This is a genomic window from Micromonospora sp. NBC_00362 (assembly GCF_026342155.1).
Taxonomy (GTDB): Bacteria; Actinomycetota; Actinomycetes; order Mycobacteriales; family Micromonosporaceae; genus Micromonospora; species Micromonospora hortensis.
Genome location: NZ_JAPENH010000001.1, coordinates 6,844,924 through 6,871,611, shown reverse-complemented (window position 1 = coordinate 6,871,611; position 26,688 = coordinate 6,844,924). Strand labels below are relative to the sequence as shown.

At 65.4% G+C, this 26,688-nt stretch carries 21 protein-coding genes and 4 pseudogenes; 9 read left to right on the top strand and 16 right to left on the bottom strand.

The genetic code is table 11. The annotated features are described in order from the left end of the window. Window positions 1-94: 94 nt before the first annotated feature. Both OG992_RS31725 and OG992_RS31720 read right to left on the bottom strand, forming a co-directional pair. The gene (locus OG992_RS31725; protein WP_266305071.1) at window positions 95-889 is read right to left on the bottom strand and encodes an ABC transporter permease subunit; all 795 of its coding nucleotides are present in this window, start codon (window positions 887-889) and stop codon (window positions 95-97) included. Further along, entirely contained in the window at window positions 886-1,818 is a 933-nt protein-coding gene (locus OG992_RS31720; protein ID WP_266305070.1) for an ATP-binding cassette domain-containing protein, read from the bottom strand. Before OG992_RS31720 ends, OG992_RS31725 begins: the two co-directional genes overlap by 4 nt. Window positions 1,819-2,234: 416 nt before the next feature. On the opposite strand from OG992_RS31720, the gene OG992_RS31715 reads away from it, so the two are divergent. Beyond that, a complete protein-coding gene (locus tag OG992_RS31715; RefSeq protein WP_266305069.1) occupies window positions 2,235-3,473 on the top strand; it encodes a glycosyltransferase in 1,239 nt (412 codons plus the stop codon). Between the two features lie 110 nt (window positions 3,474-3,583). Next, a pseudogene (locus OG992_RS31710) lies at window positions 3,584-4,258 on the top strand (transposase family protein); the annotation flags it as partial. Window positions 4,259-4,355: 97 nt separating this feature from the next. On the opposite strand, the gene OG992_RS31705 reads toward OG992_RS31710, so the two are convergent. Together OG992_RS31705 and OG992_RS31700 are read right to left on the bottom strand one after the other, a co-directional pair. Beyond that, window positions 4,356-4,688, bottom strand: a complete 333-nt coding sequence (locus tag OG992_RS31705; protein WP_266305068.1) for a DUF6204 family protein — start codon at window positions 4,686-4,688, stop codon at window positions 4,356-4,358. A gap of 969 nt (window positions 4,689-5,657) precedes the next feature. Beyond that, window positions 5,658-6,508 (bottom strand): annotated as a pseudogene (locus OG992_RS31700) (IS5 family transposase). Window positions 6,509-7,620: 1,112 nt separating this feature from the next. On the opposite strand from OG992_RS31700, the gene OG992_RS31695 reads away from it, so the two are divergent. Next, entirely contained in the window at window positions 7,621-7,869 is a 249-nt protein-coding gene (locus OG992_RS31695) for a hypothetical protein (RefSeq protein ID WP_266305067.1), read from the top strand. Window positions 7,870-7,908: 39 nt separating this feature from the next. Here the strand turns inward: OG992_RS31695 and OG992_RS31690 are convergent, their stop codons facing one another. The 6 genes from OG992_RS31690 to OG992_RS31665 form a co-directional block, all read right to left on the bottom strand. Continuing rightward, window positions 7,909-8,598 (bottom strand): response regulator transcription factor, encoded by a 690-nt coding sequence (locus OG992_RS31690; RefSeq protein WP_266305066.1) that lies wholly within the window; start codon window positions 8,596-8,598, stop codon window positions 7,909-7,911. 24 nt (window positions 8,599-8,622) lie between these two features. Next, the gene (locus OG992_RS31685; RefSeq protein ID WP_266305065.1) at window positions 8,623-9,117 is read right to left on the bottom strand and encodes a cupin domain-containing protein; all 495 of its coding nucleotides are present in this window, start codon (window positions 9,115-9,117) and stop codon (window positions 8,623-8,625) included. Window positions 9,118-9,137: 20 nt separating this feature from the next. Beyond that, entirely contained in the window at window positions 9,138-10,601 is a 1,464-nt protein-coding gene (locus OG992_RS31680) for an MFS transporter (RefSeq protein ID WP_266305064.1), read from the bottom strand. Between the two features lie 50 nt (window positions 10,602-10,651). Then, window positions 10,652-11,137, bottom strand: a complete 486-nt coding sequence (locus OG992_RS31675; protein ID WP_266305063.1) for an Rrf2 family transcriptional regulator — start codon at window positions 11,135-11,137, stop codon at window positions 10,652-10,654. 1,089 nt (window positions 11,138-12,226) lie between these two features. Beyond that, complete coding sequence (locus OG992_RS31670) at window positions 12,227-12,967, bottom strand: NmrA family transcriptional regulator (RefSeq protein WP_266305062.1); 741 nt, start codon at window positions 12,965-12,967, stop codon at window positions 12,227-12,229. 854 nt (window positions 12,968-13,821) lie between these two features. Continuing rightward, window positions 13,822-14,049, bottom strand: a complete 228-nt coding sequence (locus OG992_RS31665) for a hypothetical protein (RefSeq protein WP_266305061.1) — start codon at window positions 14,047-14,049, stop codon at window positions 13,822-13,824. Between the two features lie 1,003 nt (window positions 14,050-15,052). On the opposite strand from OG992_RS31665, the gene OG992_RS31660 reads away from it, so the two are divergent. The 5 genes and pseudogenes from OG992_RS31660 to OG992_RS31640 all read left to right on the top strand — a co-directional run bounded on the left by OG992_RS31660 (window position 15,053) and on the right by OG992_RS31640 (window position 20,014). Beyond that, entirely contained in the window at window positions 15,053-15,577 is a 525-nt protein-coding gene (locus tag OG992_RS31660; RefSeq protein ID WP_266305060.1) for a DinB family protein, read from the top strand. Between the two features lie 260 nt (window positions 15,578-15,837). Beyond that, entirely contained in the window at window positions 15,838-17,055 is a 1,218-nt protein-coding gene (locus OG992_RS31655; RefSeq protein WP_266305059.1) for a glycosyltransferase, read from the top strand. Between the two features lie 439 nt (window positions 17,056-17,494). Beyond that, window positions 17,495-17,761: a hypothetical protein gene (locus OG992_RS31650; RefSeq protein ID WP_266305058.1), complete on the top strand. Its 267-nt coding sequence runs from the start codon at window positions 17,495-17,497 to the stop codon at window positions 17,759-17,761. Then, window positions 17,755-18,333, top strand: coding sequence for a GNAT family N-acetyltransferase (locus OG992_RS31645; RefSeq protein WP_266305057.1), 579 nt, complete (start codon window positions 17,755-17,757; stop codon window positions 18,331-18,333). Before OG992_RS31650 ends, OG992_RS31645 begins: the two co-directional genes overlap by 7 nt. An 830-nt stretch (window positions 18,334-19,163) precedes the next feature. Beyond that, a pseudogene (locus tag OG992_RS31640) lies at window positions 19,164-20,014 on the top strand (IS5 family transposase). Window positions 20,015-20,082: 68 nt separating this feature from the next. Here the strand turns inward: OG992_RS31640 and OG992_RS31635 are convergent. The 5 genes and pseudogenes from OG992_RS31635 to OG992_RS31615 form a co-directional block, all read right to left on the bottom strand. After that, window positions 20,083-20,301, bottom strand: a complete 219-nt coding sequence (locus OG992_RS31635) for a hypothetical protein (protein WP_266305056.1) — start codon at window positions 20,299-20,301, stop codon at window positions 20,083-20,085. A gap of 75 nt (window positions 20,302-20,376) precedes the next feature. Next, the gene (locus tag OG992_RS31630; protein WP_266305055.1) at window positions 20,377-20,691 is read right to left on the bottom strand and encodes a hypothetical protein; all 315 of its coding nucleotides are present in this window, start codon (window positions 20,689-20,691) and stop codon (window positions 20,377-20,379) included. Next, window positions 20,692-21,432, bottom strand: a complete 741-nt coding sequence (locus OG992_RS31625) for a hypothetical protein (RefSeq protein ID WP_266305054.1) — start codon at window positions 21,430-21,432, stop codon at window positions 20,692-20,694. Between the two features lie 140 nt (window positions 21,433-21,572). Next, window positions 21,573-23,057, bottom strand: a complete 1,485-nt coding sequence (locus tag OG992_RS31620) for an N-acetylmuramoyl-L-alanine amidase (protein ID WP_266305053.1) — start codon at window positions 23,055-23,057, stop codon at window positions 21,573-21,575. Between the two features lie 846 nt (window positions 23,058-23,903). Continuing rightward, a pseudogene (locus OG992_RS31615) lies at window positions 23,904-24,268 on the bottom strand (IS701 family transposase); the annotation flags it as partial. Between the two features lie 171 nt (window positions 24,269-24,439). Between OG992_RS31615 and OG992_RS31610 the strand changes: the two are divergent. Further along, a complete protein-coding gene (locus OG992_RS31610) occupies window positions 24,440-24,895 on the top strand; it encodes an RICIN domain-containing protein (RefSeq protein ID WP_266305052.1) in 456 nt (151 codons plus the stop codon). A gap of 528 nt (window positions 24,896-25,423) precedes the next feature. Here OG992_RS31610 and OG992_RS31605 read toward each other — a convergent pair. Continuing rightward, window positions 25,424-25,879 (bottom strand): hypothetical protein, encoded by a 456-nt coding sequence (locus OG992_RS31605; RefSeq protein WP_266305051.1) that lies wholly within the window; start codon window positions 25,877-25,879, stop codon window positions 25,424-25,426. Window positions 25,880-26,688: the final 809 nt, after the last annotated feature.

The window sequence follows — 26,688 nt, the reverse complement described above, 5'->3', positions numbered from 1 at the left end:
TAACCGGGTGCAGGCGGCGATCCTCGCGTGCGAGGCGGGGTTGGTCGACGGCTGAGCGGAGGCCCGCGACCGGCCCCCGCTCAGCCGACATGCGTTACGCGTCGCGGCGGCGCAGGGCGGCCCGGCCCAGCAGCAGTGCGGCGGCGGCCCATCCGGCGAGCAGGAGCAGCCCGACCGCTGGTGGGTACGGCTCGGTGTCGCCGGCGAGGAAGTGCCCGCCGGCCACGCCGGGGAACACGTCGGCGATGCGGTTCAGCACGTCGATGTCCGGCTCCTGGAGCGACAGCGGCACGATCATCAGGGTGGCGAGGAGCACGGTGAGGGTGAGCACCGCGCTGCGCAGCGCGGCGCCGAGACCCAGGGCGAGCACACCGACAAGCGCCAGGTAGGTCGCCACCGCCACGATGTCGCCGATCGTGTCGGCGGCCGGGACGCTGCCCCACTCGCCGAGCACCAGCCGAGCGACCAGAGCGCCGACACCGCCGAGCACCAGCCCGAGCGCGAAGGTGACCGCACCGGCGACCGCGGCCTTGGCCAGCAGCACCCGACCGCGCGACGGGGTGCACTGCAACGTGGTCCGGATGGTGCCACTGGTGAACTCGGCGGTGATCGCCAGCAGGCCCAGCCCCAGCACCACGTACTGGGTCAGCTCGACCGAGTCGATCAGCACGCTGCCGACGGTGACGACCCCCAGGTCGTCGGCCGGGTCATCGTTGGTGTTGGCGACAAGGGCGTAGATCGCCACCTGCGCGGCGGTGCCGGCCATCAGCACTAGCGCGGCGAGCGCGGTCCACCAGGTGGTGCGTACCGAGGACAGCTTAGTCCACTCGGCGGCCACCGCACTGCGCAGAAGGGCCGGCCGGGCGGTAGGAGTGATGTCGGTGCTCATCGGGCCTCACCTCCGGTCGTTCCGCCGGCGTACTCGACGCTGTCGGCGGTCAACTCCATGAACGCCTGCTCCAGCGACGCGGCGTGCGCGCTCAGCTCGTGCAGGCGTACCCCCAGTTCGTGTGCCAGGTCGCCGACCTGGTCGGCGGTGGCGCCGGTGACGGTCAGCGCGTCGCGGTCGGCGCTCTCGACGCTCGCCCCGGCGGCGGTGAGGCGCGCGGCGAGCGCGGCCAGCCCGTCCGGGTACGGGCTGCGGACCCGGACCGCTACCGTGCTGCGGGCGATCACCTCGCCGATCGGCGAGTCGGCGAGCAGTCGTCCCCGGCCGATCACCACGAGCTGGTCGGCGGTGAGCTGCATCTCGCTCATCAGGTGGCTGGAGACGAAGACCGTCCGCCCCTCGTCGGCCAGTGAGCGCGTCAGCTGCCGCACCCAGCGCACCCCGTCCGGGTCGAGGCCGTTCACCGGCTCGTCGAACATCAGCACCGGCGGGTCGCCGAGCAGCGCCCCGGCGATGCCGAGTCGTTGACCCATGCCGAGGGAGAGGGCCCGGCCGGGCTTGCCGGCGGCCCGTCCGTCCAGCCCGACGGTGTCCAGCACCTCGTCGACCCGGCGGGCCGGGATGCCGTTGCTGTGCGCCATGGCACGCAGGTGCGCCCGGCCGGACCGGGCCGGGTGGATGGCCCGGGCGTCGAGCAGCGCGCCCACCTCGTGCAGCGGTCGGCGCAGCTCCCGGTACGCGCGCCCGCCCACCAGAGCCTGCCCGGCGGTGGGACGGTCCAGCCCGAGGATCATCCGCATGGTGGTGGACTTGCCGGCGCCGTTGGGGCCGAGGAAGCCGGTGACCCGGCCGGGCGCGATGTCGACTGTCAACGCGTCGACAGCGACTGTCGGGCCGAACCGTTTCGTCAACCCACGTAATGTGATCATGCGCTGACGCTAGGCGAGCGGCCGGCCGCCCCGCCGCGCCCGAACGGCACCACCCGCCCCTGACTTTCGTCAGGTCGGCGACGGGCCGATCACCGTACGTACCGCTCCAGCAGCGCCGGGGTGAGCCCCGCCCGGTGGATCGCCTTCAAGGCCGCGAGCAGGTCGTCCATCAGCGCCGGGCGAAAGTGCATCAGTAGCACGTCGCCGGGTTGGACCACCTTCTCCGGGGTCTGCTAGCGCACCTTCCCCTCATGAAGGGTCCGGGTGCAGCGAGCTGCAAAGAATTGGCCAAATGACCTAGCGGCCCCTTGCCACCTCTAACTTATAACACATAGGGCCTCTTGCCGCAAGGCCTGGTTATACCTCAGACTCACTCGTCAACGCCGTCGGCAAACCGAATAAGAGGGAGTTGTGAAATGCGGATCGTGTTGGTGACTTACGGTTCACGCGGGGATATCGAGCCGATGGCGGCGCTGGCCCTACAGCTGCAGGACCTCGGCGTCGGGGTGCGGATGTGCGCGCCGCCGGATTTTGCAGAGCTGCTGGATGGCACCGGCATACCGGTGACGCCGATCGGCTGGCCGATAAGGGCACTGGCGATAGGAGCGCTCGGCGGCCTCCCCAAGACCTTGGCCGATATCGCGGCCAAGCTCACCGCAATGATTTACGAGGCGGTCGCAACGGCTGCCAACGGCTGTGACGCGGTGGTGGCCACCGGATCGCCCCCCGCCATGGCCGGCGCGCGGGCGGCGGCCGAAAAACTGGGCATCCGCTATCTGGCCACTGCCCTCTCTCCCTACCAACTGCCTTCGCCGCACCACAAGCCCGTCTTCCGACCAGGCTCATTGATGCCCCCCGAGGAGGTCGATCGCAGGGTGCTGTGGGACTTCAACGCCGAGCACCTGAACGAGCTATTCGGCGAGCCGGTCAACACACACCGGGCCTCGATCGGGCTGCCCCCGAGAGACAACATCCGCGACCACATCCTCACTGACAAACCGTTCCTGGCGGCAGACCCGGTCCTCGGCCCTTGGCCGCAGCCTGCGTACCTTGATGTGACGCAGACCGGTGCCTGGATCCGACCGGACGAGCGTCGCCTTCCGACAAGTCTGCAAGCGTTCCTGGAAGCCGGCACCCCAACGGTGTACGTGGGCTTCAGCAGCATGCCGATGCGTGCTGCGACGGAGATCGCTCGGGCGGCCATCGAGGCGGTCAGAGCACACGGCGGCCGTGTCCTGCTCAACATAGGATGGGCCAACCTTGCGTTAATCGACGAACGGAATGACTGCTTCGTCGTAGGCGAGGTCAACCAGCAGGCCCTGTTCCACCGGGTAGCTGCCGTCGTTCATCACGGCGGTGCAGGCACGACTACGGCGGCGGCCAGCGCCGGAGCACCCCAGTTGGTCGTGCCGCAGGGCGTGGATCAGCACTACTGGGCCGACAGGGTAACCGAGTTGGGCCTCGGAATGGGACACGACGGCCCGACACCGACCGCTGGATCTCTATCGACCGCGCTCGACGTCGTACTGGCCCCCCAGACGGTTGCCCGCGCGGCCGCCCTAGCCAAGACAGTCCGTGCCGATGGAGCTGAGCAGGCCGCGAAGCTCCTGCTCGAAATGAAGGGCCATCGGGGCTTTGCGACGGCCCCAGGCTGATCTCCAGGAAATCGCGCTCCTTTCGGGACGCCGTCCAGTGGTCCCTACGCCCGCCCCGCCATCGCCGTCCGCGGCCCTACAGATCTGGTCCGCCTGGTCGCCGAGCGTGGGGGGACGCAAGCGCTGCCGGCCCACCGGGCCGGCAGTGGGCCCTGGACCTCGCCGATCGGGTGTTGCTGGTGGCCGCGTACTGGCTTACGGACTTGACGATGCGGCAGATCGGCCCGCTGTTCTGGTGTCGCACTCCGCGGCGTGTCGGGTCATCGACACCACGCACCGTTGCTGGCCTTGGTGCCGGTGCATAAGCGGCCGGTCGAGCAGATCGCGATCGTCGACGGGGCCCTGGTCCCGACCCGCGATCATCGTCTGGCGGCTCGGAGCAAGAACTGCCGGTACTCGACGAACCTGCAGGTAGCCATCGACGCCTCCACCCGCCTGGTCATCGCCGTCGGCGACCCGCAGCCCGGCAACCGCAACGACACCATCGTCTACCGCACCTCGGGCATCGCCGAGACGTTAGACGGACGCCCGGTGATGACCGTCGGCGGCTACTGCGGCAACCCGAGGTGATCATCCCGTACCGCAAGCCCACGACGGCAGCGAACTACCCGCCTGGAAGCAAGACCCCGAACGTGCAACATCGCCCGGTCCGGGCAGGGGGCGAACAGGCCCTGGCCAGGATGAAGTGCTTCAAGATCCTGCGCGACTACAGCCGTGCCGGCCACACATGGGCCGACGCCGTTTCCGGCATCGCCAACCTCCACAACATCATCCTCACCGGCTGACCATCGGTCCGACCCAAGGCAATCCTTCACCCAGCTACGAGACGCCCATTAGCTGATGTCAGTGCGTGGACGGCGGCAGCGGAGACGAGGTCGAATGTCAGTGTTCTCGGCGGCGGATCCTAATACTGTCCAGGTCGGTAGACACCGACTTGAGGTCGCGGTAGTCGGCACCAAGTCCCGAGACGGCGGCTGCGGCGAGCGCTTCCGCTTTACCGATCACGATCGCTTCCTTGTCCTCCTCGTTGGCCGGAACCAAGCAGCGGAAGGTGAACGTAAGCAGGGACCGCTCGTAGGTGACGGTGCCTTGTTCTGTGAATTTCGCCTGGAACACGTCGTGCTCGTCAGCCTTGGCGAGCAGCGCGGCCTGCTGTTCATCACCGAGCGGCGCGAACTTGCCACGCACGATCACCTGATATGTCTTTCGGGTCATCGCTGGGTCTCCGGTTCCGGCTGAGTATCACGACATCGCTCAGTAGGCTGGTGCGGCCGAGCGGGCGGCGAGCAGATCGCCGTAGCCATGCAGTTGGCCGACTAGGACGGCGCTGGCGACCCTACCGGGAAGCGGATAGGAGCGCGTGGCATTTTCAGGGCGGTTGGCGGGCCCGGCGCGCAATCGAAACCACATCCTGTCTGGGCGCGATCCGCGCCGTCGTCGCTGATCGATCGGAGGGCGGTTGTCGCAGGTCGGCCAGCGGAGGACAGTTGGCGAGCCGCGTTCACTGTCAACGTCCTCCAGGATGAAGGCGGCTCACAAAGCCGGCTGCGCCGGCCCGGCCCGGCCTGCTGGCTCTCCGCTGTCCGCGCTGGCTGGGGTGGCGGGCTACGCTGGTGGGCAACCACGAGCGAGGCATCGGCCCCCGGCCCCCGAAGGCCAGCCCTTCTCAACGATCGTACGGACGGATCACCTCGCCGGGAACCACAAGGTCCATCAAACGGACTCGTCAGGAGAGTCTGGTCGCTTCTGCGGTGTCCATTTACGTTTGCCGGGTTGGTGCCCGGGGGTTTGTCGTACCGATGGGGCGGGTTTGGCTATGCCTCGTCATCGGGATCGGCCCGCGCCTCGGGTGGTGTATCGGACCGCGCGGGTGACGTCAGGGCAGCCGCGGCGGCGTTTCGGGTGGCTGCGTCGCCGCCGGGACCGCCGTTGTCCGCCTATCAGGAGTTGTGTCGGGAGTTGGCGGCCTCGGGGCCGGGCACGTTCGCCGAGGCCCGCGGGCGGACGCTTCGATCGAGCGGCTCCAAGTGCGTGCCAGTAGACGATCCCCCAACGGGCACCAGCTCAATCACCGCGAGCCACTCAAGGGGCCATCCGCTTCCAGGCCGTCCTGACCATTGCCCATCATCAACGAGCGACTCAGACCAGATTATGAAACGCGCCCTAGGCCGTGTCTTCAAAGGTTCACAACCATTGGAGTAGCGCGGCGATAGTGACTGTGGCCTGGAACGAGGTCGCGGTCTTGTCGTAACGGGTCGCCACGCTGCGGCACTGCTTGAGCCGGTTGAAGCACCGCTCCACGACGTTGCGCCGTTTGTAGAGCTGCTTGTCGAACACCGGTGGTCGGCCGCCACGGCTGCCTCGTCGGTGGCGGTTGGCCTGCTGGTCGGCGCGCTCAGGGATCGTGTGTCCGACGCCGCGCCGGCGCAGGTGCTCACGGATGGCCTTCGAGCTGTAGCCCTTGTCGGCGATGACATGGTCGGGCCGGACCCGAGGTCGGCCGGGTCCGGACCGCTCGACCCGGATCGCTGCCATGACGTGCGTGAAGCGGCTGCAGTCGTTGACGTTGCCGCCGCTGAGCACGAACGCCAGGGTCCGACCCAGGCCGTCGCAGGCGAGGTGAATCTTGGTGGTCAGTCCACCTCGACTTCGACCGAGGGCGTGATCTTGTGGTTCGTCCGTTTCTCGGTGCCCCCTTTAGCGCCAGCGGCATGCTGATGAGCACGCACGATCGTGGAATCCACCGACACCAGCCAGTCGATGTCCCCGGCAGCGTCCGCGTCGGCCTGGACCCCGGCGAGCATCCGCTCGAACGTGCCGTCCAGGGCCCATCTGCGGAAACGGGTGTAGATCGACTGCCAGGATCCGTAGCGGGCGGGCACATCCCGCCACGCCGCCCCGGCCCGGATCTTCCACACGATCCCGTTGAGGACCCGCCGGTCATCGACCCGAGGCCGACCACCAGTCACCGCCGACGGCAGATACCTCGACAACGCATCCCACTCGACGTCAGACAACTCATAGCGACGACCCACGCCCTACATCATCCGACACCAAAATCCTTTGAAGACAGCGCCTAGCGGTGCGCTACACCCTCGCACTGGACGCCGGGAGAACGGCACGGGCCGGAAAGCCCATCCTGCTCCCGATCCGGGTCGAGCATCAGCCAGGGCCGACCGGCGGCTCGGTCAACGAACTCACCGTGCGGGTGTCCTACGACGACGGAACGACCTGGCGGACCGTTCCAGTTACCCAGATAGGCGGCATCTGGGTGGCGGCAGTGATCCATCCCGCTGGCGCCAGCCATGTGTCGCCGCGGGCTACCGCCAGGGGCACCCAGGGCAGCCACGTCGAACAGACCATCAGCCGGGCCTACCCTGCTCCGCTAAAAATTCCATCCGCTGGTCAAGGACGGTCAGGTAGAAACTCAGCAGAGGGGCTGGCTTTTCCTTGATCGCTGCCCGATCATCCGCGACCTGATCGCCTGGGTCATCGAGGTTGGCATTGACATCGGCCGCACCGAGGCCTACGACCCACCGCAGTTCACCGGGGTCCTCCCTGGGTAGAGCGATTTGCTTGCAGGGCAACAGGTCGCGAAGCACAGCGTTGTGGTGTGCGCTGCAGCTGTTTTGAAGGAAGGTTGGATCAGAGGTGAATTACGTTAAATATATTGTTTGCCTATGGTTGATGTAAATCGGCGAGTTCAACTCGCTCGCCTCATCATCGTTGCATCTGTCGCTGCCGCCACACTGGCCGGTCCCTGGACCATGGCTGCCCATGCTTCTGAGGGCAGTCAAAGCACCTCAGTCGCAGGGGTGGGTGTGCTATGGACTGGGACGGCGGGACCGATGCTCACAGAAGGCGACTGCAAGATTACCCGCAATGAATTCATCCGCCGCGGCTACGAGACTGGTCCGTGTTATCCGATGATTGGCAGGTGGTGGTTTGGCTGGGCGTACTAATATATCCCACCTGTTCGTGAAATTTCTCGACTGATTATGAGACCAACCTTTGTTTGGCGCTGACTTCTACGCCCAGGCGAGAAAAGCGATCGCCAAAGGCTGTCCCCAATCGGCGAGTGGCCCTCGTTGAGTTCCGCGATGACCATCGGAGAGCTCAACGTCTGCCTCAGCGAGGAAGCGGCCGCTTGACGATCACCCAGCCCACTGCAAAAGATCAATGTGGTCGTTGGCGCGCTGTCACCTTCGTGCTCGGGCCGCTGCTCGGCGGCGTCGGCGCCCTGCTCGCCCGGCCGGTGCTTGGCGAGTGGGGCAGCGCCACGATCGGCGACATCATGGCGGTGGCGGCCTACCTCGCGCTGGTCAGCGTGCTCGCCGGGTGGGCCGCCGCCGCACTGCTGCTGGGCCGGGCCGCACTGCGCCGCCGCGACGCGTAACGCATGTCGGCTGAGCGGGGGCCAGTCGCGGGCCTCCGCTCAGCCGTCGACCAACCCCGCCTCGTACGCCAGGATCGCCGCCTGCACCCGGTTGCGTACGTCCAGCCGGGTGAAGATGCTTGTCAGGTAGCTCTTCACCGTGCCCTCCACGAGGTGCAGCCGGCGGGCGATCTCGGCGTTGGAGAGGCCCGCCCCGACCAGGGCCAGCACCTCCCGTTCCCGCTCGGTCAGCCCGGCGGCACGTTCCCGGGCGGCGGGTCGGCGGGCCAGCCGGTCGGCCCCAAGCTCGATCACCCGGCGGGCCACCCTCGGAGAGAGGTACGCCCCGCCGTCGGCCACGGCGTGCACACCGATCAACTCACGCGGGTCGCCGGCCTTGAGCAGGAACCCGCTGGCACCGTGCCCGAGCGCCCGGGCCACGTGGTCGTCCTCGCCGAACGTGGTCAGCATGATCGTCGCGCTGTCCGGCACGACCCGGCGGATCTCGGCGGCGGCGGCCAACCCGTCCAGCCGCGGCATCCGGATGTCCAGCAGCGCGACCCGGGGTCGGTGGGCCCGGACCAGCTCCACCGCCGCGTGCCCGTCGCCGGCCTCGACCACGACCTCGATGCCGGGATCACTGGCGAGGATGGCCCGGACACCGGCCCGGATCATCGCCTCGTCGTCGGCCAGCACCACCCGGATCGGCGGCACCCCCGCCGCGTCATCGGGCTTCAGGAGCGCCGCCATTCAAATCCTACCTTCCGCCGTAAGTCAACCGCCTAGGCGCGCCCGCCATACTGGACTATCGAAGTAGCGGTTATCGAATTGCTCCGAGGTGACCCCAATCTCCTGGGGCTGAGCTTCTCCCTTGTAAACACGCTCCAGGAGCCGGTAATAGTCGAACCGCATGATGCCAGGAGTGAATGCAACTAAAATGTCCGCTGCCTCACCTGGCGCTGGGGCGAACGCATGCGGTAAATGTGGAGGCACGACAAGCAGATCACCTCGGTGCAAGGTTGAGATGTCCTCACCGGCGAGGACCTGCAATGCACCCTCGATGATGAAGAGAGTCTCGGTAGCACGCGTGTGAAAGTGCGGAGGCGCTCCGGGTGAGCCCTCGCGGAGCAGGGAGCGATTGACGGTCAGCGACCCGTTGGTAACGTCCGCGTCAGCAAGTAGGGTGATCAGGCTCGTGGGTCCGTCGGCGAGGACCTCGGCGTCGGCAGCCGTAACGACGACGGCTGGTTGGGGCTGTATCGTGGACATGGCTCTCCTCATTAAGAAGCCTACTGGGTCATAACCTGCACAGGCTGCTTTTCGTTGTTGGCCGGTTGCGTTGGCGTCGAACTGCGTCGGTGAACGGCGGTGAAGCCGGTCGCGACGAGGGTGCTGACGGCGATGCCGATAGTGGCGATCAGGAAGGCAGCGCGCAGACCCGCCGTTGTCGCGTCACCCGCTGCCTCCGCTCCGTGATCATTGGTGGCAGCGTTCGCGACCGTGACGAGGAGAGCAAGCCCGACCGCGCCTCCAATTTGCTGAGTGGTTGAGGCCAAGCCAGAGGCAATTCCCTGCTCTTTGGCAGCGACGCCGGTGCTGGCCGCGCCGAACATGAGGGTGTAGGCAGCGCCCTGACCCAGGCCAAGAACGACGAGGCCGGGCACCAGGGCGAGGTACGAGGCATTACTCCCCATGGTCAGGGCGACGACGATGGCTCCGATGCCCCCGATCAGCAGACTGCCGACCATTGAGGTGCGCGTGCCGTACCGGGTGGCCAGCCGACCGCCAGTCTGGGCACCGACAGCAATGGCGATCATCGGGATCAAGAACGCGAACCCGGTACGCAAGGCACTGTAGCCATGCACGTTCTGAAAGTACACGGTGAGGAAGTAGAGCAGGGTGCCGAAGGTGCCCATGTACAAGAACGTAACGACAACTCCCGTACGGAGGTCCCGGTTGGCCATGAGGTGAAGTGGCAACAGTGGATCGCGGCTGCGTCGCTGGATGGTTAGGAATGCAGTCAGCGCGACGACGCCAGCGATAGCGGCACCGAGATTGGCTGGCCGCATCCAACCCGATTCGGGTCCCTGCACGATCGCAAAGACGACCAGGGTAATGCCCGCCGTTCCGCTCAGGGCACCGGCCAGATCGAACTTCCGGGACGCTTTCCATGGTAGATCTCGCGGGATTACCGCGAATGCCAACACGATCGCAGCCACAGCCAGCGGCACGTTGACGTAGAAGACCGCAGGCCAGCGGAACGCGTCGGTCAGTACGCCGCCAAGGAGGGAGCCGAGAATCATACCGCTACCGCCGGCGGTGCCCCATACTGCGAAAGCGCGATTGCGCTCCGCGCCGGCCGCAAAGCTGACGCCCACGAGCGTCAGTGTGGCAGGGAACAGGAATGCGCCACCGATGCCCTGCACCGCCCTGGAGGCCACGAGCATCCCAGGGCTTGCGGAGAGCCCTCCCGCCAGGGAAGACGCGGCGTAGAAGGCAAGGCCGAGAATGAAGATTCGACGTGGGCCGAAAAGATCACACGCTCGACCGCCGAGCAGTAGGAACCCGCCGAAAGCGACAGCGTAGGCGCTGATGACCCACTGCAGAGTATGCGCAGAAAAACCCAGCTCCCGACCGATCTCGGGTAACGCCACGTACACGATGTTGTAGTCGATCGAAATGATCAACTGCGCGAACGCCAGCAGCGCCAGCAGGATCTTGGGACGATCGATGTTATTCCGGACAAGCGACATCCAGATTACCTCTCGTAAAGAGGCTCCTCCACCGGAGGAGCCTGGTTCTGTTAGGCCCGCAGAGCGGCGAGCCGATTCCGTGTGCTCAGTGGAGCAGCGGGAAACTTCTGCTCCACTGAGGACTTGATGTCAGCCAGGGTCTGCGCGGCCAGCTCACGCCGCCACGCGATGTCCGCACGGCGCATACCCTGCGAAATGAGGCACGTCTGACGGTAGTCAGTTTCCGGGTCGCCGCCTGGGCCTTGCCGAAGAATCTCATCGCAGCGGAACGCCTCGTCCGGCCCCTCGATCGCGGTCACGATGTCGAGCAAAGTGATCGCCGCAGGACTGCGGGCCAGCTGAAACCCGCCGCGCGGCCCAGAGGAGGACGACAGGATGCCGGCCCGGGTCAACGCCTGCAACTGCTTGTTCAAGTATGCCGCCGGCAGCTCATAGAAGGCCGCGAGCTTGGCCGCCGTCACAGCTCGCCCCGAATCGACCCAACTCAGGTTCAAGCAGCTGTGAAGCGCCCACTCCACACCCTCACTCATTCGCATGTTCTGGACCTTACATGTCCAGAATGAGCGACACAAGTCCCGCAGCCCGGCACGTTCAATAGAAGGTCCACTCCAGCTCAGCGTGCTAGCCACGCCGGGCCGCCCGGTCCGCTGGGGATCGGCAGGAGGCGGGCCTCTGGCTGGCTCAGACAGTCATTTGGGTCGACCGGCAGGGCCACGCAGTGGCGACATCGCAGGCCGCGCAGATCTCGGCGGTTAGGCTCGCCTGCTGTGCTCTCGTCGTCGCAAGTCGGATGCCGGCGTCGACCACCGCACGAAACCGGAGCCACGGCCGTTGATCGGAGCCGCTGGTGACCCACGAACGTTGGCGCGGCCCTCTTCGTCCGCCTCGCCCCGCGGACTCGCCTCAGTCTGCCACCCGCCGGGCTGCCCATAGACGCAGGTGTGCAGACTGCCATTCCGACTTCCACATTGTCGTGATTAATCGAGTTCGTCGCCGTCGCCTGAAGACACGGCCGATTGCCAACAGCAGCTGAAGGTCTGATTTCCGCCAGACCTCAGCCTTGGAACGAGCCAGGATGGCCTGCATGCATTTTGACGTAGAAGACAAGGTAGCTGTAGTCACTGATGGAAGCAAGGGAATTGGTCTAGCTAATGCCAAGAAACTCGCCGCTGAAGGAGCACGCACGGATTTCCGTGGGTACCCGTCGATCGCCGGCGCGTAGCCAACTCAGCCGCCGTCGAGGCCAATAGCCCGCGATTCCAACAACGCCGACGCCTGCCGCAGGAGCCCCTATGATTCCTCGCACCTAGCCGACGAGGCTGTCGTGGGAAACTCGGTGCACGCACGGTCCTCGACGTTTCCACCCCACAAGACTGCGGGTGAGGAATGACTCTTGACCGACTCGCTTCCCCGCCCTCGTTCGGGCTCCTAGCAAGCTACGGCATTATGGACGCATGCATCCTGGCCGAGTTACTGGCCGGCGGTCCGCTCCGCCTGCGTGTTCATGATGTTGACGTCTGGGCGCGGCTGCCGACAGGGCAGCCACGCCCAGACAAACGTTCGTGCATCGCCGACAAGACCCTCGTCGCCGTCGTCAAGAAGCAGAGGCCCCGTAGTCGGACGGCTTAGTATTCTTCGACGTCGAAGCATCCGGATTGAGTTGCCCGGCTGATCGTGACGGCGGCCGGGGTCGCCGGACGTCCCAGGACATCTTGGACCGTTGAGGTGGTCGCTACATTACGGCCGTCGAGAACTTCCGTGAACAGCCCGGCCAAGCCGTGGGCGACCTCGACCGGCAACCCAGCCGCCATTGCTTGCTCGATGTACTCGGGCACTGAGATTTCCTTGAACGAGACCGTGAGCTCAGCGTTGTCGCGCAACAGGCGCATTATGGCTGGGAAGGTCAGGGCTTCTGGACCCGTCAGTTCAAGAACCTTGCCGCAATGCGTGTCATCGGCCAAGGCTACGACGACGACGTCGGCAAGATCATCGATATCGAGGAAAGGCTCGCCGATTGTCGCGCTCACCGGCATCGCGATCTCGCCATCGAGCACGCTGGGCAGGAACGGCCCCTCGGTGAAGTTCTGCGTGAAAAACGAGCAGCTCACGACCACGGCCGTCGGAACAGACTTCAACAAAGCTCGCTCGCTGGCCACAGCACCGTCCTCTCCTCGACCCGACAGCAGGACCACCCGAGAGATGCCGCGATCGGCGAGCATGCCGGCCAGCATCTCGATCTGCTTGTCGGCGCCAGGGAAGGCAAGATCAGGGCTGTAGGTGATGTAAGCGGCGCCCGCACCTGCGAGTGCCGCGTCCCAGGTCGCGGGGTCGTTCCAGTCAAAACGGATGGCCGTCGAGCGTGACACCGCTCGGACACTCACACCCCGCTGCGCAAGCTTCTCAGCTACCCGGCGGCCGGTCTTACCCGTCCCCCCGATAATGACGACAGGACCGGTGTCAACAGATGCAAACACAGTGACTTCCCTTTCTAGACTGTTATTAGTGATGCGCCGACTGGCACGGAAGTTAGTTTGGGGTTACTCGGAGTCGCTACGAAGCGACCGCAGTAAGGGCGCGAGCTCTGGAGGGGTCAGCATTAGATTTCCTACTGCCGAAATCGCTCGTCCTAGGAGGGCCGGACATCACGGCATAGTCGGAGGTAGCGAACAAGCGGGCTGACGGCGCCGTTTGTTCTAAGGTGCGCTGCTAGGTGCATCTTCGTCATGTGACGATTTCACACCCTGGCTACCACTGCATCCATGGTCCAGACGCGCGCGTCCATGCGCCTACGTCTCAGCGGCCGCGGTACCCGCAGCCGGTCGAGGACCTCACTGCCCCACGCAGCCGACACCTTTGGGCCTTGCAAAGCTGGCACGTGATGCCGGAGTAGTGCCAGAAGCCGGTGCTGTCACGGGCGTCATGGCCGTTAGCGGCAGCGATGTGGGTTGATGCCTGCAACGCGGAGAGCGTCGATGGAACCCGGTCCCTGCCCACCCGGCCCTCGACAGGCCGATGTACCCGCGCTGCGGCGGCGTCCCTGAGAGCGTGTTTAAGAGGGGCTTGATGAGGTTGAGATGAGGGTGCGCTTTGCCTGTCGTCGGGCTGGCCGGCCGCGGGTGATGCGGCGGGTCATGCCGGTGATGGTGGTCTGCCTGACGACGCCTTCGGAGATTTCAGGGTGGCGTTCGTAATCGCGGGCCGGCCGGCGGCATGCGGTCAGTCATGCCAGGGTCCGCTCCACGACCCATCCGCGCGAGCGTACGGCGAAGCCCCGCTGGTCAGCAGGCTTCCGCACGATCTCCAGCGTGATCTTCAAGGTGTCACGGGTCCAGTCCACGAGACGGCCCGCGAAGCCCTGGTCGACGAAGACGTGCCTGATCGGGGTGGCCAGATAAGCGCTGAGCAGGACGATCTTCGCGCCGCTACGTCCGACACTTCGACGCCGCACGACGAAACGCCTGGATCGCCAAGCAGGCTGCCGACGCTCCCAGCGGCTGACTCAATGCAGGAGTCGATCCGGAGCTTGTACGGGCGGTAGCCACTCGAAACTTCCTCCCCGACACCAGGTAGACGACCAGATCACTTGCCTCATGACGATCCTGCTTCCCACTCGAGTTTTCTTTACGAATCGGCCCGACGAAATCGCCACTATCATGGCCGCTGCGCCTCAGCGGCATGTCGTAAGCCTCCCGGCAGGAGGCCACAATGTCGTCATGACACATCCGAGGGAAGTACCTGCCGTCATCCGCAACATGGCTTCATAAAAGTGTGGGCAACCGGGCGCAGTTGACGAACAGCCCGGGCTGTTCGTCAACTGCGCCCGGTAGGCAATTAGGCGAGGTGCCGATAGAGAGTAAGCCGGGTGACGCCGACCTCAGCGGCGATGTGTGCGACGGTGTGCACTCGGCGCCCGGCAAGCCCGGTCTCCTCGTACATCTCCTGCGCGATCTTCGGCTAGCGTGGGGTGAGCTGGGCTTCTGCCCTCCGACCAGGTCGACGCCACACTCCCGCAGCTAGTGCCCCAACACCACGAACGTTCGTGGTGTTGGGCGACACGCCGTCTGACCTGATGGCAGGGCGGCGTGATGGCGTTCAGGATGTGGCGAAGGCAGCTCCCGTAGGGGGCCTCGTTCGCGAAATGGAACACCAGATGTCGCTGAGTTTCGGCACCGGCGAAATCTCAGCATTGTCGATGTTCGCTCGTTTGGGTGCCAACGTCGACACACCCGGATACAACAGTCGCAGGCCGCACATCTTTCGGTATTTGTCAAGGCAAATTGAGACGGCTTGTGCCGCAGTTGTTGGCTGGTTGATCCAGGACTGCTCCGGGAGTTGGGGTGCGCGGGGCCGGCGGATGAACCGGTCTGGGTGGCTTGACTGGTCGGCGCAACAATTCATTCCGCCACGAAAAACCGCTCGACCCAGTTACGCCCGTACGGTAAAATTTCCTGATGCCCGTCTCCCGCTGTGACCTGCTGCGTTGGCAGTTTGACCTGACATGGTCTCTTCTCGAATATCACCTGGAACGGCTGGAGCCGGCGGATTCGCTCTGGGGGCCTGCCAAGCATTTCTGGACAGTCCGGCCGAACGCCGACGGCCGGTGGATGCCGGACTGGGCAGATGTGGAGCCCGACCCGATCTGCGTTCCAACAATCGGGTGGATCAGCTGGCACATCGGCTGGTGGTGGACGGTCGCTATCGACCATGTCCACGGCCGCACGCCACGTCAGCGCGCCGAGATCAGTTGGCCCGGTGATGGCGAAAAGGCGGTGGCTTGGCTACGTGACCTCCGTGCTCAATGGCTGGCCGCGTGTGACCGACTCAGTGAAACGGACCTCGACGCTACCGCGCCGTTCCCGTGGCAGCACGATCCCGCGTATACCGTCGCCCACATGCTTGCCTGGGTGAACACCGAGTTACTGAAGAATGCCACGGAGATCGGCCAACTTCGGTTGCTTCGGCACGCGCGCGGGTAGCCCGCTCGGTCCTCGTCGACGTCCTCGGTGGAAGTAACGGCGCTGGGCGGTTGTCCTCGGAACGAGGTGCACTCGACCGATCCAGACCCCCGGCGGCCCCGTAAGACGTCGCCGACGCGTCATCGGCGACGCACGGTTGAAGCCACTTCTCTCCCTGCCGTGCCCATAATATAGCGCAATAGGGGTCTTGCGGCAAGGCCCCGGGGTTGCCGCAGAATCATCGACCGAAGTCCGGCAATCGAAGAATTGGGAGCTAAGAAATGCGTGTGGTGATGTCGACATGGGGATCGCGCGGAGATGTCGAACCGCTGGTGGGTCTCGCGGTGGCGTTGCGGGAACTCGGCGTGGAGGCGCAGGTATGCGCACCGCCTGACGAGGATTTTTCGGCGCTGCTGGCGCGGGTCGGCGTGCCGCTGGTACCGATGGGCCCGACGGTGCGCTCGGTGGTCGCCGGGTCGAGGCCGCCTACGGCGGAGGACGCGTTCCGGCTCGCGCGTGAGCTGGTCGCCGCGCGGTTCGAAACGTTGACGGCGGCCGCCGAGGGGTGCGACGCGCTCATCGCGACCGGCCTGATGCCGGCCGGTGCCCGGGACGTGGCCGACAAGCTGGGTATCCCTTACGTGTTCGCTTGCTTCCACACTTACGGGCTGCCCTCGCGGCACTTCCCGCCAGGAGCGCGGCCCGGCACGCCGTCGCCCCAGGACGAGACTGACATCCAGGTGTTGTGGGAGCAGGACGCCCAACGGGTCAACGCTCTTTACGGCGAGGCACTCAACAGCCATCGGGATGCCATCGGTCTGCCGCCGGTGGACAACGTTCGCGACTACGTCTTCACCGACCAGCCATGGCTGGCAGCGGACCCAGCACTGTGCCCTGCGCAGGGCATGACCGACCTCGAACTGGTGCAAACCGGCGCCTGGATCCTGCCCGACGACCGCCCTTTGCCCGCCGACTTGGAGCAATTCCTGGACGCGGGCGCACCACCGGTCTACGTCGGCTTCGGCAGCATGGCCGCCTACGCCCCGAAGGACATCGCTCGGGTGGCCATCGAAGCGAGCCGCGCCACCGGCCGCCGCATCCTGGTCTCTCGCGGCTGGGCCGGCCTGACCTCGATCGACGCCCAGGACGACTGCTTCACGGTGGGCGAGGTCAACCAGCAGGCACTGTTCCCGCGATTGGCTGCCGTCGTGCACCACGGTGGCGCCGGTACCACAACTACAGCGGCCCGGGCCGGAGTGCCCCAGGTCGTGGTTCCCCAGATCGCCGACCAGCCGTACCTGGCCGCCCGGGTGGCCGAACTGGGCATCGGCGTGGCACACGACGGTCGGACGCCGACTGTCGAATCACTGTCTGAAGCCCTCGAAACAGCGCTGAGTCCCCGAATCCAGGCGAACGCAAGGGCCTTGGCCGGTACGATCCGCCCCGATGGAGCCGCGATGGCGGCGAAGCTGCTGATCGAGGAAATTAACCGGGAATAGTCGACGCAATAATGGCGCAGCCTTGACGCTAAAATAAATGCACCTGTGCGGACAATGGACCAGAAATGGTCTACCAACTCCGAGACGGCCGTCACCTCCGACGGTCGTCTCGCTGCTTGCGGTCGACGTTCGAAAATTACCGGCCGCTCTAGAGGTTGAAGGGCCAGGGTTGGAGCTATCTCGGTGGTTCGGGTTCGAGGGTCATGCCGGTGCTGGCGAAGAAGCCGGCGAGGAGATCGGTCTGGTGCTGACAAGTGCGTAGTCGACGTTTGACCAGTTGCGCGAGGTGGTCGATACCGTGTGGGGTTGAGGTCCGGGGCTGAGGCGGGTAACCGGATCACGGTCAGCCATGGCCGGACAGCGATCAGGGCGTGCATGCGGTGCTGACGTGGGTGTTCAGGTTGTCCCAGATCGGCGTTATCGGTGCGTGGAGGCGTTGATGGGCCTGGTCAAGGAAGGCGATGTAGTCGCCCTCGCTCAAGCTGCCGCGTTCGCCTCTGCGACCACGATGCAGCCGGGTGCGCCACATCAGACGGCCTCACTGTCCGGGCTTGAGGCAGACCAGGCCAGCGATCCAGACCCGGCCGGCGCCCTCGCCGGACACCTCAACAAGCTCGATCGTAGCGGCCTTTCAGATCACCGCTCGCATGTCGCGGAAATCGGTTTGCCGCTCGCATGCCGGACCGTAGCCTGCTCGGCATGCTGAAAACCCTGCACGGCGCCCTGGTGACGTTGCGACTGGCCGTGGCGATGGACATCCCCGTCTTGGCCGGCATCCGCGCCAAGCCAGAGGTGTACGAGCGATGGCGCGGCGGTGCGGATCTGGCCGCGTCGGTGGCCGACGACCTCGACGACCCGGACGTCCACCCGTTGGTCATCGAGCACCGCGGTCAGGTAGTGGGCATGATCCAGTGGGGAGCAGAGACGGACCCGGACTACCGGCATGCGAACATCGACATTTACGTCGATCCGGATGTCCACGGCCAAGGATTGGGCACCGACGCTATCCGCACGCTGGCCCGACACCTGTTCGTCGATCACGGCCACCACCGCATTGTTATCGATCCGGCCGCCGACAACGCAGCGGCGATCCGGTGCTACAGCAAGGTCGGATTCCGGCCGGTCGGCCTCATGCGCAGTTACGAGCGAGACCCGGATGGCAGCTGGCACGACGGCCTTCTCATGGATTTGTTGGCCGATGAGCTGATCGACACCGCGCCCCCGACTCGACCCGAGCGAACCACTCACAGAGACGATCAAGCTCAGCTACAGACCTGAAAGGTCAGGTTTGTTGTCCACTGCGTGTCGGCGTGTTGGCGTGTTGGCGTGTTGGCGTAATCTTCGCGGATTGGGGCGTAGGCGGAGGGTTCAGGTATCCCGACGGTGGTGGGCTGTCCGAGGGCGGGTGAGCCGTGAGTCGGTGCGGCGACAAGCGGCCGGGTGGTTCGCGCAGGACGTGCCGGTTGCCGAGGCCGTCGCAGACAGCGGTGTATAGCTGGCGCAAACGGTGGCGTGCCGAGGGTCAGGCCGGGCTGGCGTCGAGAGGGCCGAATGGTTCCCGCTGCCGGCCGGCTGGCGGCGACTGGCCAATGCCCTATTCCGGTGTCGGCTACGTAAGGGCTCTGGCCGGGTCTCGATCGCGGGCTGGTCTGCGTGAAGCCGGGTCGACGCAGCCGGTTGATCTATCGAACGATTACCCATTGCGGCCGCAAGAAGGAACGACGCGGCTTCACCGAAAGCGACTAAATAGCACTGCTCCACACCGCGCACCAGCAGCTCGGCGGTCCGATCGTGCTGGTCTGGGACAACCTCAACACGTTATTGGTCTGGCACCACGCGCGGACGGTGGGGTGTTTGTGCGAGGAGAAGTTGCCCAGGGTCAGGTGCAGCCGCTGGTCTGGCCAGCGGCGGCGCAAACTCTTGAGGAAGTCAAGGAACTCGCTCGAGCGTTTCCGGTCTCGGATCCGATAGTGGATCTTCCCGATGGCCAAGTCGAGGGCTGGCGATCATGTGCCAGACACCGAGGTCACGGTGGTAGTAACGCGGAGCCACACCGGCCGGCCTTAGGCGCTGTCTTCAAAGGATTTTGGTGTCGGATGATGTAGGGCGTGGGTCGTCGCTATGAGTTGTCTGACGTCGAGTGGGATGCGTTGTCGAGGTATCTGCCGTCGGCGGTGACTGGTGGTCGGCCTCGGGTCGATGACCGGCGGGTCCTCAACGGGATCGTGTGGAAGATCCGGGCCGGGGCGGCGTGGCGGGATGCGCCCGCCCGCTACGGATCCTGGCAGTCGATCTACACCCGTTTCCGCAGATGGGCCCTGGACGGCACGTTCGAGCGGATGCTCGCCGGGGTCCAGGCCGACGCGGACGCTGCCGGGGACATCGACTGGCTGGTGTCGGTGGATTCCACGATCGTGCGTGCTCATCAGCATGCCGCTGGCGCTAAAGGGGGCACCGAGAAACGGACGAACCACAAGATCACGCCCTCGGTCGAAGTCGAGGTGGACTGACCACCAAGATTCACCTCGCCTGCGACGGCCTGGGTCGGACCCTGGCGTTCGTGCTCAGCGGCGGCAACGTCAACGACTGCAGCCGCTTCACGCACGTCATGGCAGCGATCCGGGTCGAGCGGTCCGGACCCGGCCGACCTCGGGTCCGGCCCGACCATGTCATCGCCGACAAGGGCTACAGCTCGAAGGCCATCCGTGAGCACCTGCGCCGGCGCGGCGTCGGACACACGATCCCTGAGCGCGCCGACCAGCAGGCCAACCGCCACCGACGAGGCAGCCGTGGCGGCCGACCACCGGTGTTCGACAAGCAGCTCTACAAACGGCGCAACGTCGTGGAGCGGTGCTTCAACCGGCTCAAGCAGTGCCGCAGCGTGGCGACCCGTTACGACAAGACCGCGACCTCGTTCCAGGCCACAGTCACTATCGCCGCGCTACTCCAATGGTTGTGAACCTTTGAAGACACGGCCTAGGGGCGTCTCGTAGCTGGGTGAAGGGTTGCCTTGGGTCGGACCGATGGTCAGCCGGTGAGGATGATGTTGTGGAGGTTGGCGATGCCGGAAACGGCGTCGGCCCATGTGTGGCCGGCACGGCTGTAGTCGCGCAGGATCTTGAAGCACTTCATCCTGGCCAGGGCCTGTTCGCCCCCTGCCCGGACCGGGCGGTGTTCGACGTTTGGGGTCTTGCTTCCAGGCGGGTAGTTCGCTGCCGTCGTGGGCTTGCGGTACGGGATGATCACCTCGGGTTGCCGCGGTAGCCGCCGACGGCCTCCGGATAACTGAGGGCTGTCCGAGCCGGGCGACCCGGTGGTCGTCTACGCGCCGAGGTTATGCTTCGCCCAGTCCGCCAGCCACCGCGACTCGGCCCTGACCACGGCCAGCAGCGCAAGGTCCATGCCGAGGGCGGTGACGGCCGCGAACTGGTTGACGACGAAGGTGAAGACCTGACCGGCCAGAAGATTCACCAACAGGGACGCGGACAGCTGCCGGAAGGCGGCCGCCCGGTCCCGGGGCAGTAACAGAAGCGCCCGCAGGCAGAGAAGGGCCGACACCAGAGCCGCGGCGGCCACTGCCAGGCTGGCACCGAGTTCGCCGTCGTGGATGAGGTCACCGCCCAGCGCCCCGTTCAATCATGCTGATCGCCGCCTCCTGCGAGCAACGCGACGACACTCACGACGCTCACCTTGACCAGCCGGGCCCATCGCTCCGGGGGTGACCAGTGCCCGGAGAACGTCCGCGGCTGAACGTGAACGCCGTTCCCCCCTGCTGTGCCTCGGCTGCACGGCAGTGAGCAACCGGGTGGCGGCAATGTCGGCCTCCCGGTCGGAATCCTCGGCCAGGCGCAACGCCGCCGCGTGCCGCCGTGGCGTCAGGGCCGAGGTCACCCCGGTGAGGGCGAGCTGGACCGCGCGCGCGGTTCGCCGATCCGCCGAGTCATGGCCGCGGTGGTCAAGCCGGGCCATCAGCACCGGGAGGGTGGCGAAGGCGCGGTAGATGATGCCGGCTGCGGGCCGATAAGGGTAGTCCGTCCGCTCGGTGACGAACTTGCCGACCTCGTCGATGAACAGCCCGAAGCCGGCGCCGCCCAGCACCGCGGCGCTCAGCTGCGCGGTCCGCCCGACGAGTGCCAGCGCGGCGCCGAGGCCCACGAGCATGGGCAGGCCGCCCCACAGCAGGTGCGCGATGTGCAGCCCGCCGCCGCTAAGCTTTAAATAGCCGGCCGCCTCGAAAAACCTCGGGTCACCAGCACCGTCACGATGCCCGACAGCATCACCACGCCCAGTTGCAGCATTGCGGTCTCGGATTGGACCAGCCCGGCCCGGAGGACTCACATGCCGGTGAGTTTCACCCCCCGGCATTGGCGCCTGCATCGGGTAGATCCCGGATCCGGCCCAAGAAAATCCCCGCAGAGGGCTCGCTTCTTCCCGGCAGTCCGCACTCTGAACTTGTGACGGCGATGGCGCGGAGCTGAGGTGAGTCCTCGGCCCCGCGCCTTTGCTGTTGGTGGGTGTCAGCCGGCGATGGCTACGTCGGTGCCCTTGGCCGGCGTGCCACTCATCCCGTTCAACGGCTGGAAACCCGTCCAACCCGTGGCGGCGTTACGAACCCGATGGAAGATCCCACCATCGCTACCGACGATCAACACCTGCGCCGAACCGTCCGGCATCCCCGCGATCGCCACCCGCGATCCCTTCGCCGGTTTTCCGTCCATCCCGTCCAGCGGCTGGAAACCCGTCCAACCACCGGCGGCGTTACGAACCTGATGGAAGATCCCACCATCGCTACCGACGATCAACACCTGCGCCGAACCGTCCGGCATCCCCGCGATCGCCACATCGGTGCCCTTGGCCGGCGCACCACTCATCCCCTTCAACGGCTGGAAACCCGTCCAACCCGTGGCGGCGTTACGAACCCGATGGAAGATCCCACCATCGCTACCGACGATCAACACCTGCGCCGAACCGTCCGGCATCCCCGCGATCGCCACCCGCGATCCCTTCGCCGATTTTCCGTCCATCCCGTCCAGCGGCTGGAAACCCGTCCAACCACCGGCGGCGTTACGAACCTGATGGAAGATCCCACCATCGCTACCGACGATCAACACCTGCGCCGAACCGTCCGGCATCCCCGCGATCGCCACATCGGTGCCCTTGGCCGGCGCACCACTCATCCCCTTCAACGGCTGGAAACCCGTCCAACCCGTGGCGGCGTTACGAACCCGATGGAAGATCCCACCATCGCTACCGACGATCAACACCTGCGCCGAACCGTCCGGCATCTCACCGACCGCCACTGCGCTACCGGCCGCCGGCGCACCACCCATCCCGTCCAACGGCTGGAAACCCGACCAGCCCGCACTCCCGGCATAACGAACCTGATGGTAAATCCCACCCCCACCACCAACAATCAACGCGTGAGCCTGACCCGCCTGGGTCATCACCCGTGCTACATCCGCCCGCATGGTGTCGAGATTGATGTAGGAGGGATCAATCTTGCCGCTGACTGAGGTTTCGCGGTGGCCTCGCGCGTAGCTCGCGTCGCGTCCGAGATACCGGAGTACAGCGGCAGTGGCGATGACCGAAGCTGAGTACTGTGCAGCGGACATTGCTTGGTCTGGAATGCTGCTCGCGGTCTGATCACCAGAGTAGTCGATCTCCCAACCGATCAGCATGGCGTTGCCGCTGCCGGCCGGGATAGGGCCGCTGGCTCTGGTCGGACCGGCGTGGTTAGCACTGTTCGCCGAGATCAGGTGAAAGACGCCGTTGTAGTCCACCAAGGCGTGACACAACGGGCCCGGTAGTTCCGGTCGGCCGGCGATAACGACGCCGAGTGAAGGCGCGGGGCGGCCCGGACTGCTGTTCGCCCCTGCTGTGTGATGCCAGAGAATGCCAATCGGAGCGAATGAGCCTCCCGCGCTGCGAGATCGCCAGTCGCCTTCCTCGACCACGGTGACTCCGGCCTGCCGCAAAACATCAGCCAACCACGTGATCGCCATCAGCGGACCACCTGCAGGTCAGCCAGACATTCCGGCGCCGAGGTGTTGGCGCTGGCCGACTGTGAGGGCAGTCCGAGGGTCGCCAGCGCAATGAGGGGCGGCACGCCTAACAGGGTTCGCCGTCCGACCTGAAGGCGGCGCACCCCTTTCGCTGGCCGATTGATGGAATTACTCACTGACCCTCCGAACCATGAATAGGACTATATACTAATGTGCAAGATTTGCGAGCCGTGAAGCAGTTCTTGTCCACCGATCCGCTCACCGTCTCATTCAAGCGTCAAGCATCAGGCCGTCGGGTGTCACTCCCCTGTCTTAACGTTGACGGGCCGGTGGCCGAAGCTCGCGTTGTACTCCAGCTCTCGCTTTGGAGGACATTTTTAACGGGCCACGACTTCAAGCCGCCTTCCGGAGAGCTTCTTTGGTCATCTCGAACCGCGCCGCCCGCATGGGCATCCTGGGCTGCGGCGCAGAATGTCGAATACCTTGGTCAAAGCTTCGAGGACATCGCGTTCCGCCGCTCCGCCCGTGCCTGTCGCCCGCGCCGACCTGCGAGACTGGCCCGTCGCCATGCCGGTCCGTCCCTCCACCGACGCCTGGTCAAGGGGCGGGGAACTCCACAGAAGCCAACATGAAGCCGTAACCCACTTCCCGGGTGTTCCAACCACACCCGCACGACTTCGACTGCCCGTAGGCCTCGTCCATCGTCACCCGCCCCACCGACACCCCGACATTCAACGCCCGGGCCAGCACCTCCCGGGCCATCCGCACCTCGCGACGAACTGCACCCCGTCCAGGATCCCCGCCACCCCGACACCGATCCCGATGCCCCAACCACGCAGCCCTCGTCCGCCCAGCGGTGCCCGAAGAACTCCCGCCGCACCCCGCCGACCAGCTGCCCTCCTAAAAACCCGATGTCATCCATGATCAACACACCAGCCGGATCACCGAGATGCACGAGGTGGTCCCGCACATCGCCACCGACCGCATCGGCATCCCAATCCGCGCACCGCAACAAACCCCTGCATCCCGTCCGGCGACACCTCACCGGCCCACCCAGCCACAATCCAGCCGCTCCTACACCCCAGACCCGACACCACCCCCCACACGTACCGACGCACCCACACCCGCAGCCGCAGCTCCACCCGCCGAAACCGAGAACCAACCCGCGCATCCAACCGGTCCAACTCCCCGCCACTGGGCAACACCAACACGAACCCAACCCGATTCACCCACTGCCGACGCAATACTGAGGTTGCAAATTTGAAGTCAACCTGAAGGTGGCTCCTTGTATCGTAGAGTTTCGTTTCTTGACTTGACAAAGGAGTCCTCTATTGAAAATTCAAAGGCAATTTCTAAGGCTCGCCGCGACAACTTTTCTTAGCGTGGTGGCATCCCTGGCCATTGTTTCTCCTGCGAACGCCTATCCAATTGAGAAGGATGTCAGCTGGGGTAACGTGAACAGCGGTCAATGCCTGCTGGCCCGCGGAAAGGTGAGTGGGGTCACGGCTGTCCAGACCCTTTGCGCCAACTACGCCGACCAGAAGTGGAGGATGGATGTCACCAAGACAAGCATGGTGCGCATCCGCAACATCAACAGCAATCTCTGCCTGGTTGTTCGCGGGTACGCCTCCGGCGCGCCCGTAGTCACAACTCCTTGCGCCAACTACAAGGATCAGAACTGGATTCCTTTGACAACGGCAAACGGGAGGCAAATCTTCATGAACGAGAACAGCCGGCAGTGCATGGTGGTGCGCGGATACGGTCTAGAAGCGCCGGTGGTTCAGGCTCCATGCTCTTATAACTACATCGACCAGCAGTGGAACGAGATTTACTGGTAGCTCATGGGTGAGGATGCCCGGCCGCCGGCATGAACCCATTGCCGGTCGGCCGGGCATCGGCCTTGCGTCCCGTTTGGCAAGCTCAGGCCGACCAGCACTAATCCGGACAAACCGCAGATCTCGCGTGGGCGCCCTGGCAGATCGCTTGCTCGTCGCGGATGGTTTGGATCAATTAGGGGCCGCTGCGCACCTCGAGCGGAGACGAATGCCGTTCGACAGTTGGCGCTTTCTTGATGATTTAGCTGGTCGATGTCGCCGGGAGTCGGGGTACCGGCACAAGCACAAAGTCAGGTACGGCTCGAAGTGCAGACCCTGGGCACGTCAACCCATCCGCAATGATCGACCACCTTGCCGACCATCGGATCTGGCGAGGGTGTCCCTGACGATAACCGCGCGTAACGGATCTCCCCAAGTACTGCGAGCCCTTCGCCTCCGGATCTGTCGAATTGAGTGGGTGTCACCAAACGATCACTCTGGGCCGGTCTCGTGGCCGAGGTTAAGCCAGAAGCGCAGGCCCGGCTCATGCCATCAATCGAGGCAGTGGACGTGGACGACGATGTGCTGTGGCTGATCGCCCGTGTCCCGGTGTAGGACCTCAAGCTCGATTCGGTGCCGGTCCTCTGAGACGGGGTCGTCCTTCTCGCCGGCCAGGCAGGTTGGATAGGTACCGTCGTTGTGCAGTGTCCCGCTCACGTCCTGCCAGCTTTCGGCGATTACTGAGTAGATCGTGTCGCCATCGAGAGGGCCCCGTAGGGCCCCGTCTTCCTCAAAGGCGATGGACCTGGTCTGGTCGTTCGACCAGGTGACCGTCCCAACGAGCAGCTCCGGCTTGGCGGTGTTCGGATCGTCGGCAAGCTTGGCCGCCCCAAAGCCGCCGACCAGCCCTACAGCGACCAGCGCTAGGGAGAACGCAATCGTTGCGAGGCGACGATTTGGCGGGGTAGCGACCGCAGCTTGCAGCACGTCGGCGGATGCCACTGGCATGCCTGCAAGGTACGCGATCGGCGCCCACAGGGCTGACCCAAAGCGCACTCTCATGCCGCGATCCGCGCTCACCCTCCGCAACCACTGGCATCGTCGTCTTCCTCAGCGCGGTGACGCTAACAGCGGGGGTCGCCGCCCGCCGCAGAGCACGACCAGCCAGGTCAGCCGCTGTCACCGCCCGGGCGGGCGGGAGCCTGTCCCACTTGCGGACGGTGACAGCGAGGGCAGGCGTGCCGGGCGCTTTCAATGATGCCGGTGAGAGGATTGAATAGGGACTGCGGCGCAGCCGAACCGCGGCCATTCCTCGCGCCCGAGCAGACGGGTCCCCGCTACGCCAAGGGCTATCTGGTCATGGTGGCTGTAGATGGGGAGCGGCTTACAGCCGGCTGCGGCAAATCAGCACTCACTGGCTCCGCCACACGACTCTGACCTGAATAGAGCGCACTTCGGCTATGGCATCGCTCGCGCTTACGCTGTGCACGACGACAGATCTGCCGCCGGGACGACAACGACCTACGTTAAGGCGGACATATATGAGGTAGCGAGAGCACTTAACGCCCTTGCGGTGAAAAGCACCCGCTAGCCGCTGAGCTTGCGTCCGGCACTGTGCGACCACGGCTCATACGAGAAGCCGGCGATGCCCCGGCCGCGCCATCATGGCTGGATGGGCCCAGTTCTAAGTGGTTCCGCGACTGGCGATCCAGATCGTCTTCGAGGGCATCCGGCGCTCTTCCACCGACGGTTGTCGTCAACCAGGAGCGTCGCCGCCGAATCCAGTTTCAACCAGCCGTCGGCCCGCAGGCCAGCGT

Coding starts and splice junctions, on each gene's coding strand:
- OG992_RS31725 (WP_266305071.1), bottom strand. CDS start 889: ATGAGCACCGACATCACTCCTACCGCCCGGCCGGCCCTTCTGCGCAGT.
- OG992_RS31720 (WP_266305070.1), bottom strand. CDS start 1,818: ATGATCACATTACGTGGGTTGACGAAACGGTTCGGCCCGACAGTCGCT.
- OG992_RS31715 (WP_266305069.1), top strand. CDS start 2,235: ATGCGGATCGTGTTGGTGACTTACGGTTCACGCGGGGATATCGAGCCG.
- OG992_RS31705 (WP_266305068.1), bottom strand. CDS start 4,688: ATGACCCGAAAGACATATCAGGTGATCGTGCGTGGCAAGTTCGCGCCG.
- OG992_RS31690 (WP_266305066.1), bottom strand. CDS start 8,598: ATGGCGGCGCTCCTGAAGCCCGATGACGCGGCGGGGGTGCCGCCGATC.
- OG992_RS31685 (WP_266305065.1), bottom strand. CDS start 9,117: ATGTCCACGATACAGCCCCAACCAGCCGTCGTCGTTACGGCTGCCGAC.
- OG992_RS31680 (WP_266305064.1), bottom strand. CDS start 10,601: ATGTCGCTTGTCCGGAATAACATCGATCGTCCCAAGATCCTGCTGGCG.
- OG992_RS31675 (WP_266305063.1), bottom strand. CDS start 11,137: ATGCGAATGAGTGAGGGTGTGGAGTGGGCGCTTCACAGCTGCTTGAAC.
- OG992_RS31660 (WP_266305060.1), top strand. CDS start 15,053: ATGCCCGTCTCCCGCTGTGACCTGCTGCGTTGGCAGTTTGACCTGACA.
- OG992_RS31655 (WP_266305059.1), top strand. CDS start 15,838: ATGCGTGTGGTGATGTCGACATGGGGATCGCGCGGAGATGTCGAACCG.
- OG992_RS31650 (WP_266305058.1), top strand. CDS start 17,495: ATGGGCCTGGTCAAGGAAGGCGATGTAGTCGCCCTCGCTCAAGCTGCC.
- OG992_RS31645 (WP_266305057.1), top strand. CDS start 17,755: ATGCTGAAAACCCTGCACGGCGCCCTGGTGACGTTGCGACTGGCCGTG.
- OG992_RS31625 (WP_266305054.1), bottom strand. CDS start 21,432: ATGCAGGCGCCAATGCCGGGGGGTGAAACTCACCGGCATGTGAGTCCT.
- OG992_RS31620 (WP_266305053.1), bottom strand. CDS start 23,057: ATGGCGATCACGTGGTTGGCTGATGTTTTGCGGCAGGCCGGAGTCACC.
- OG992_RS31605 (WP_266305051.1), bottom strand. CDS start 25,879: ATGCCAGTGGCATCCGCCGACGTGCTGCAAGCTGCGGTCGCTACCCCG.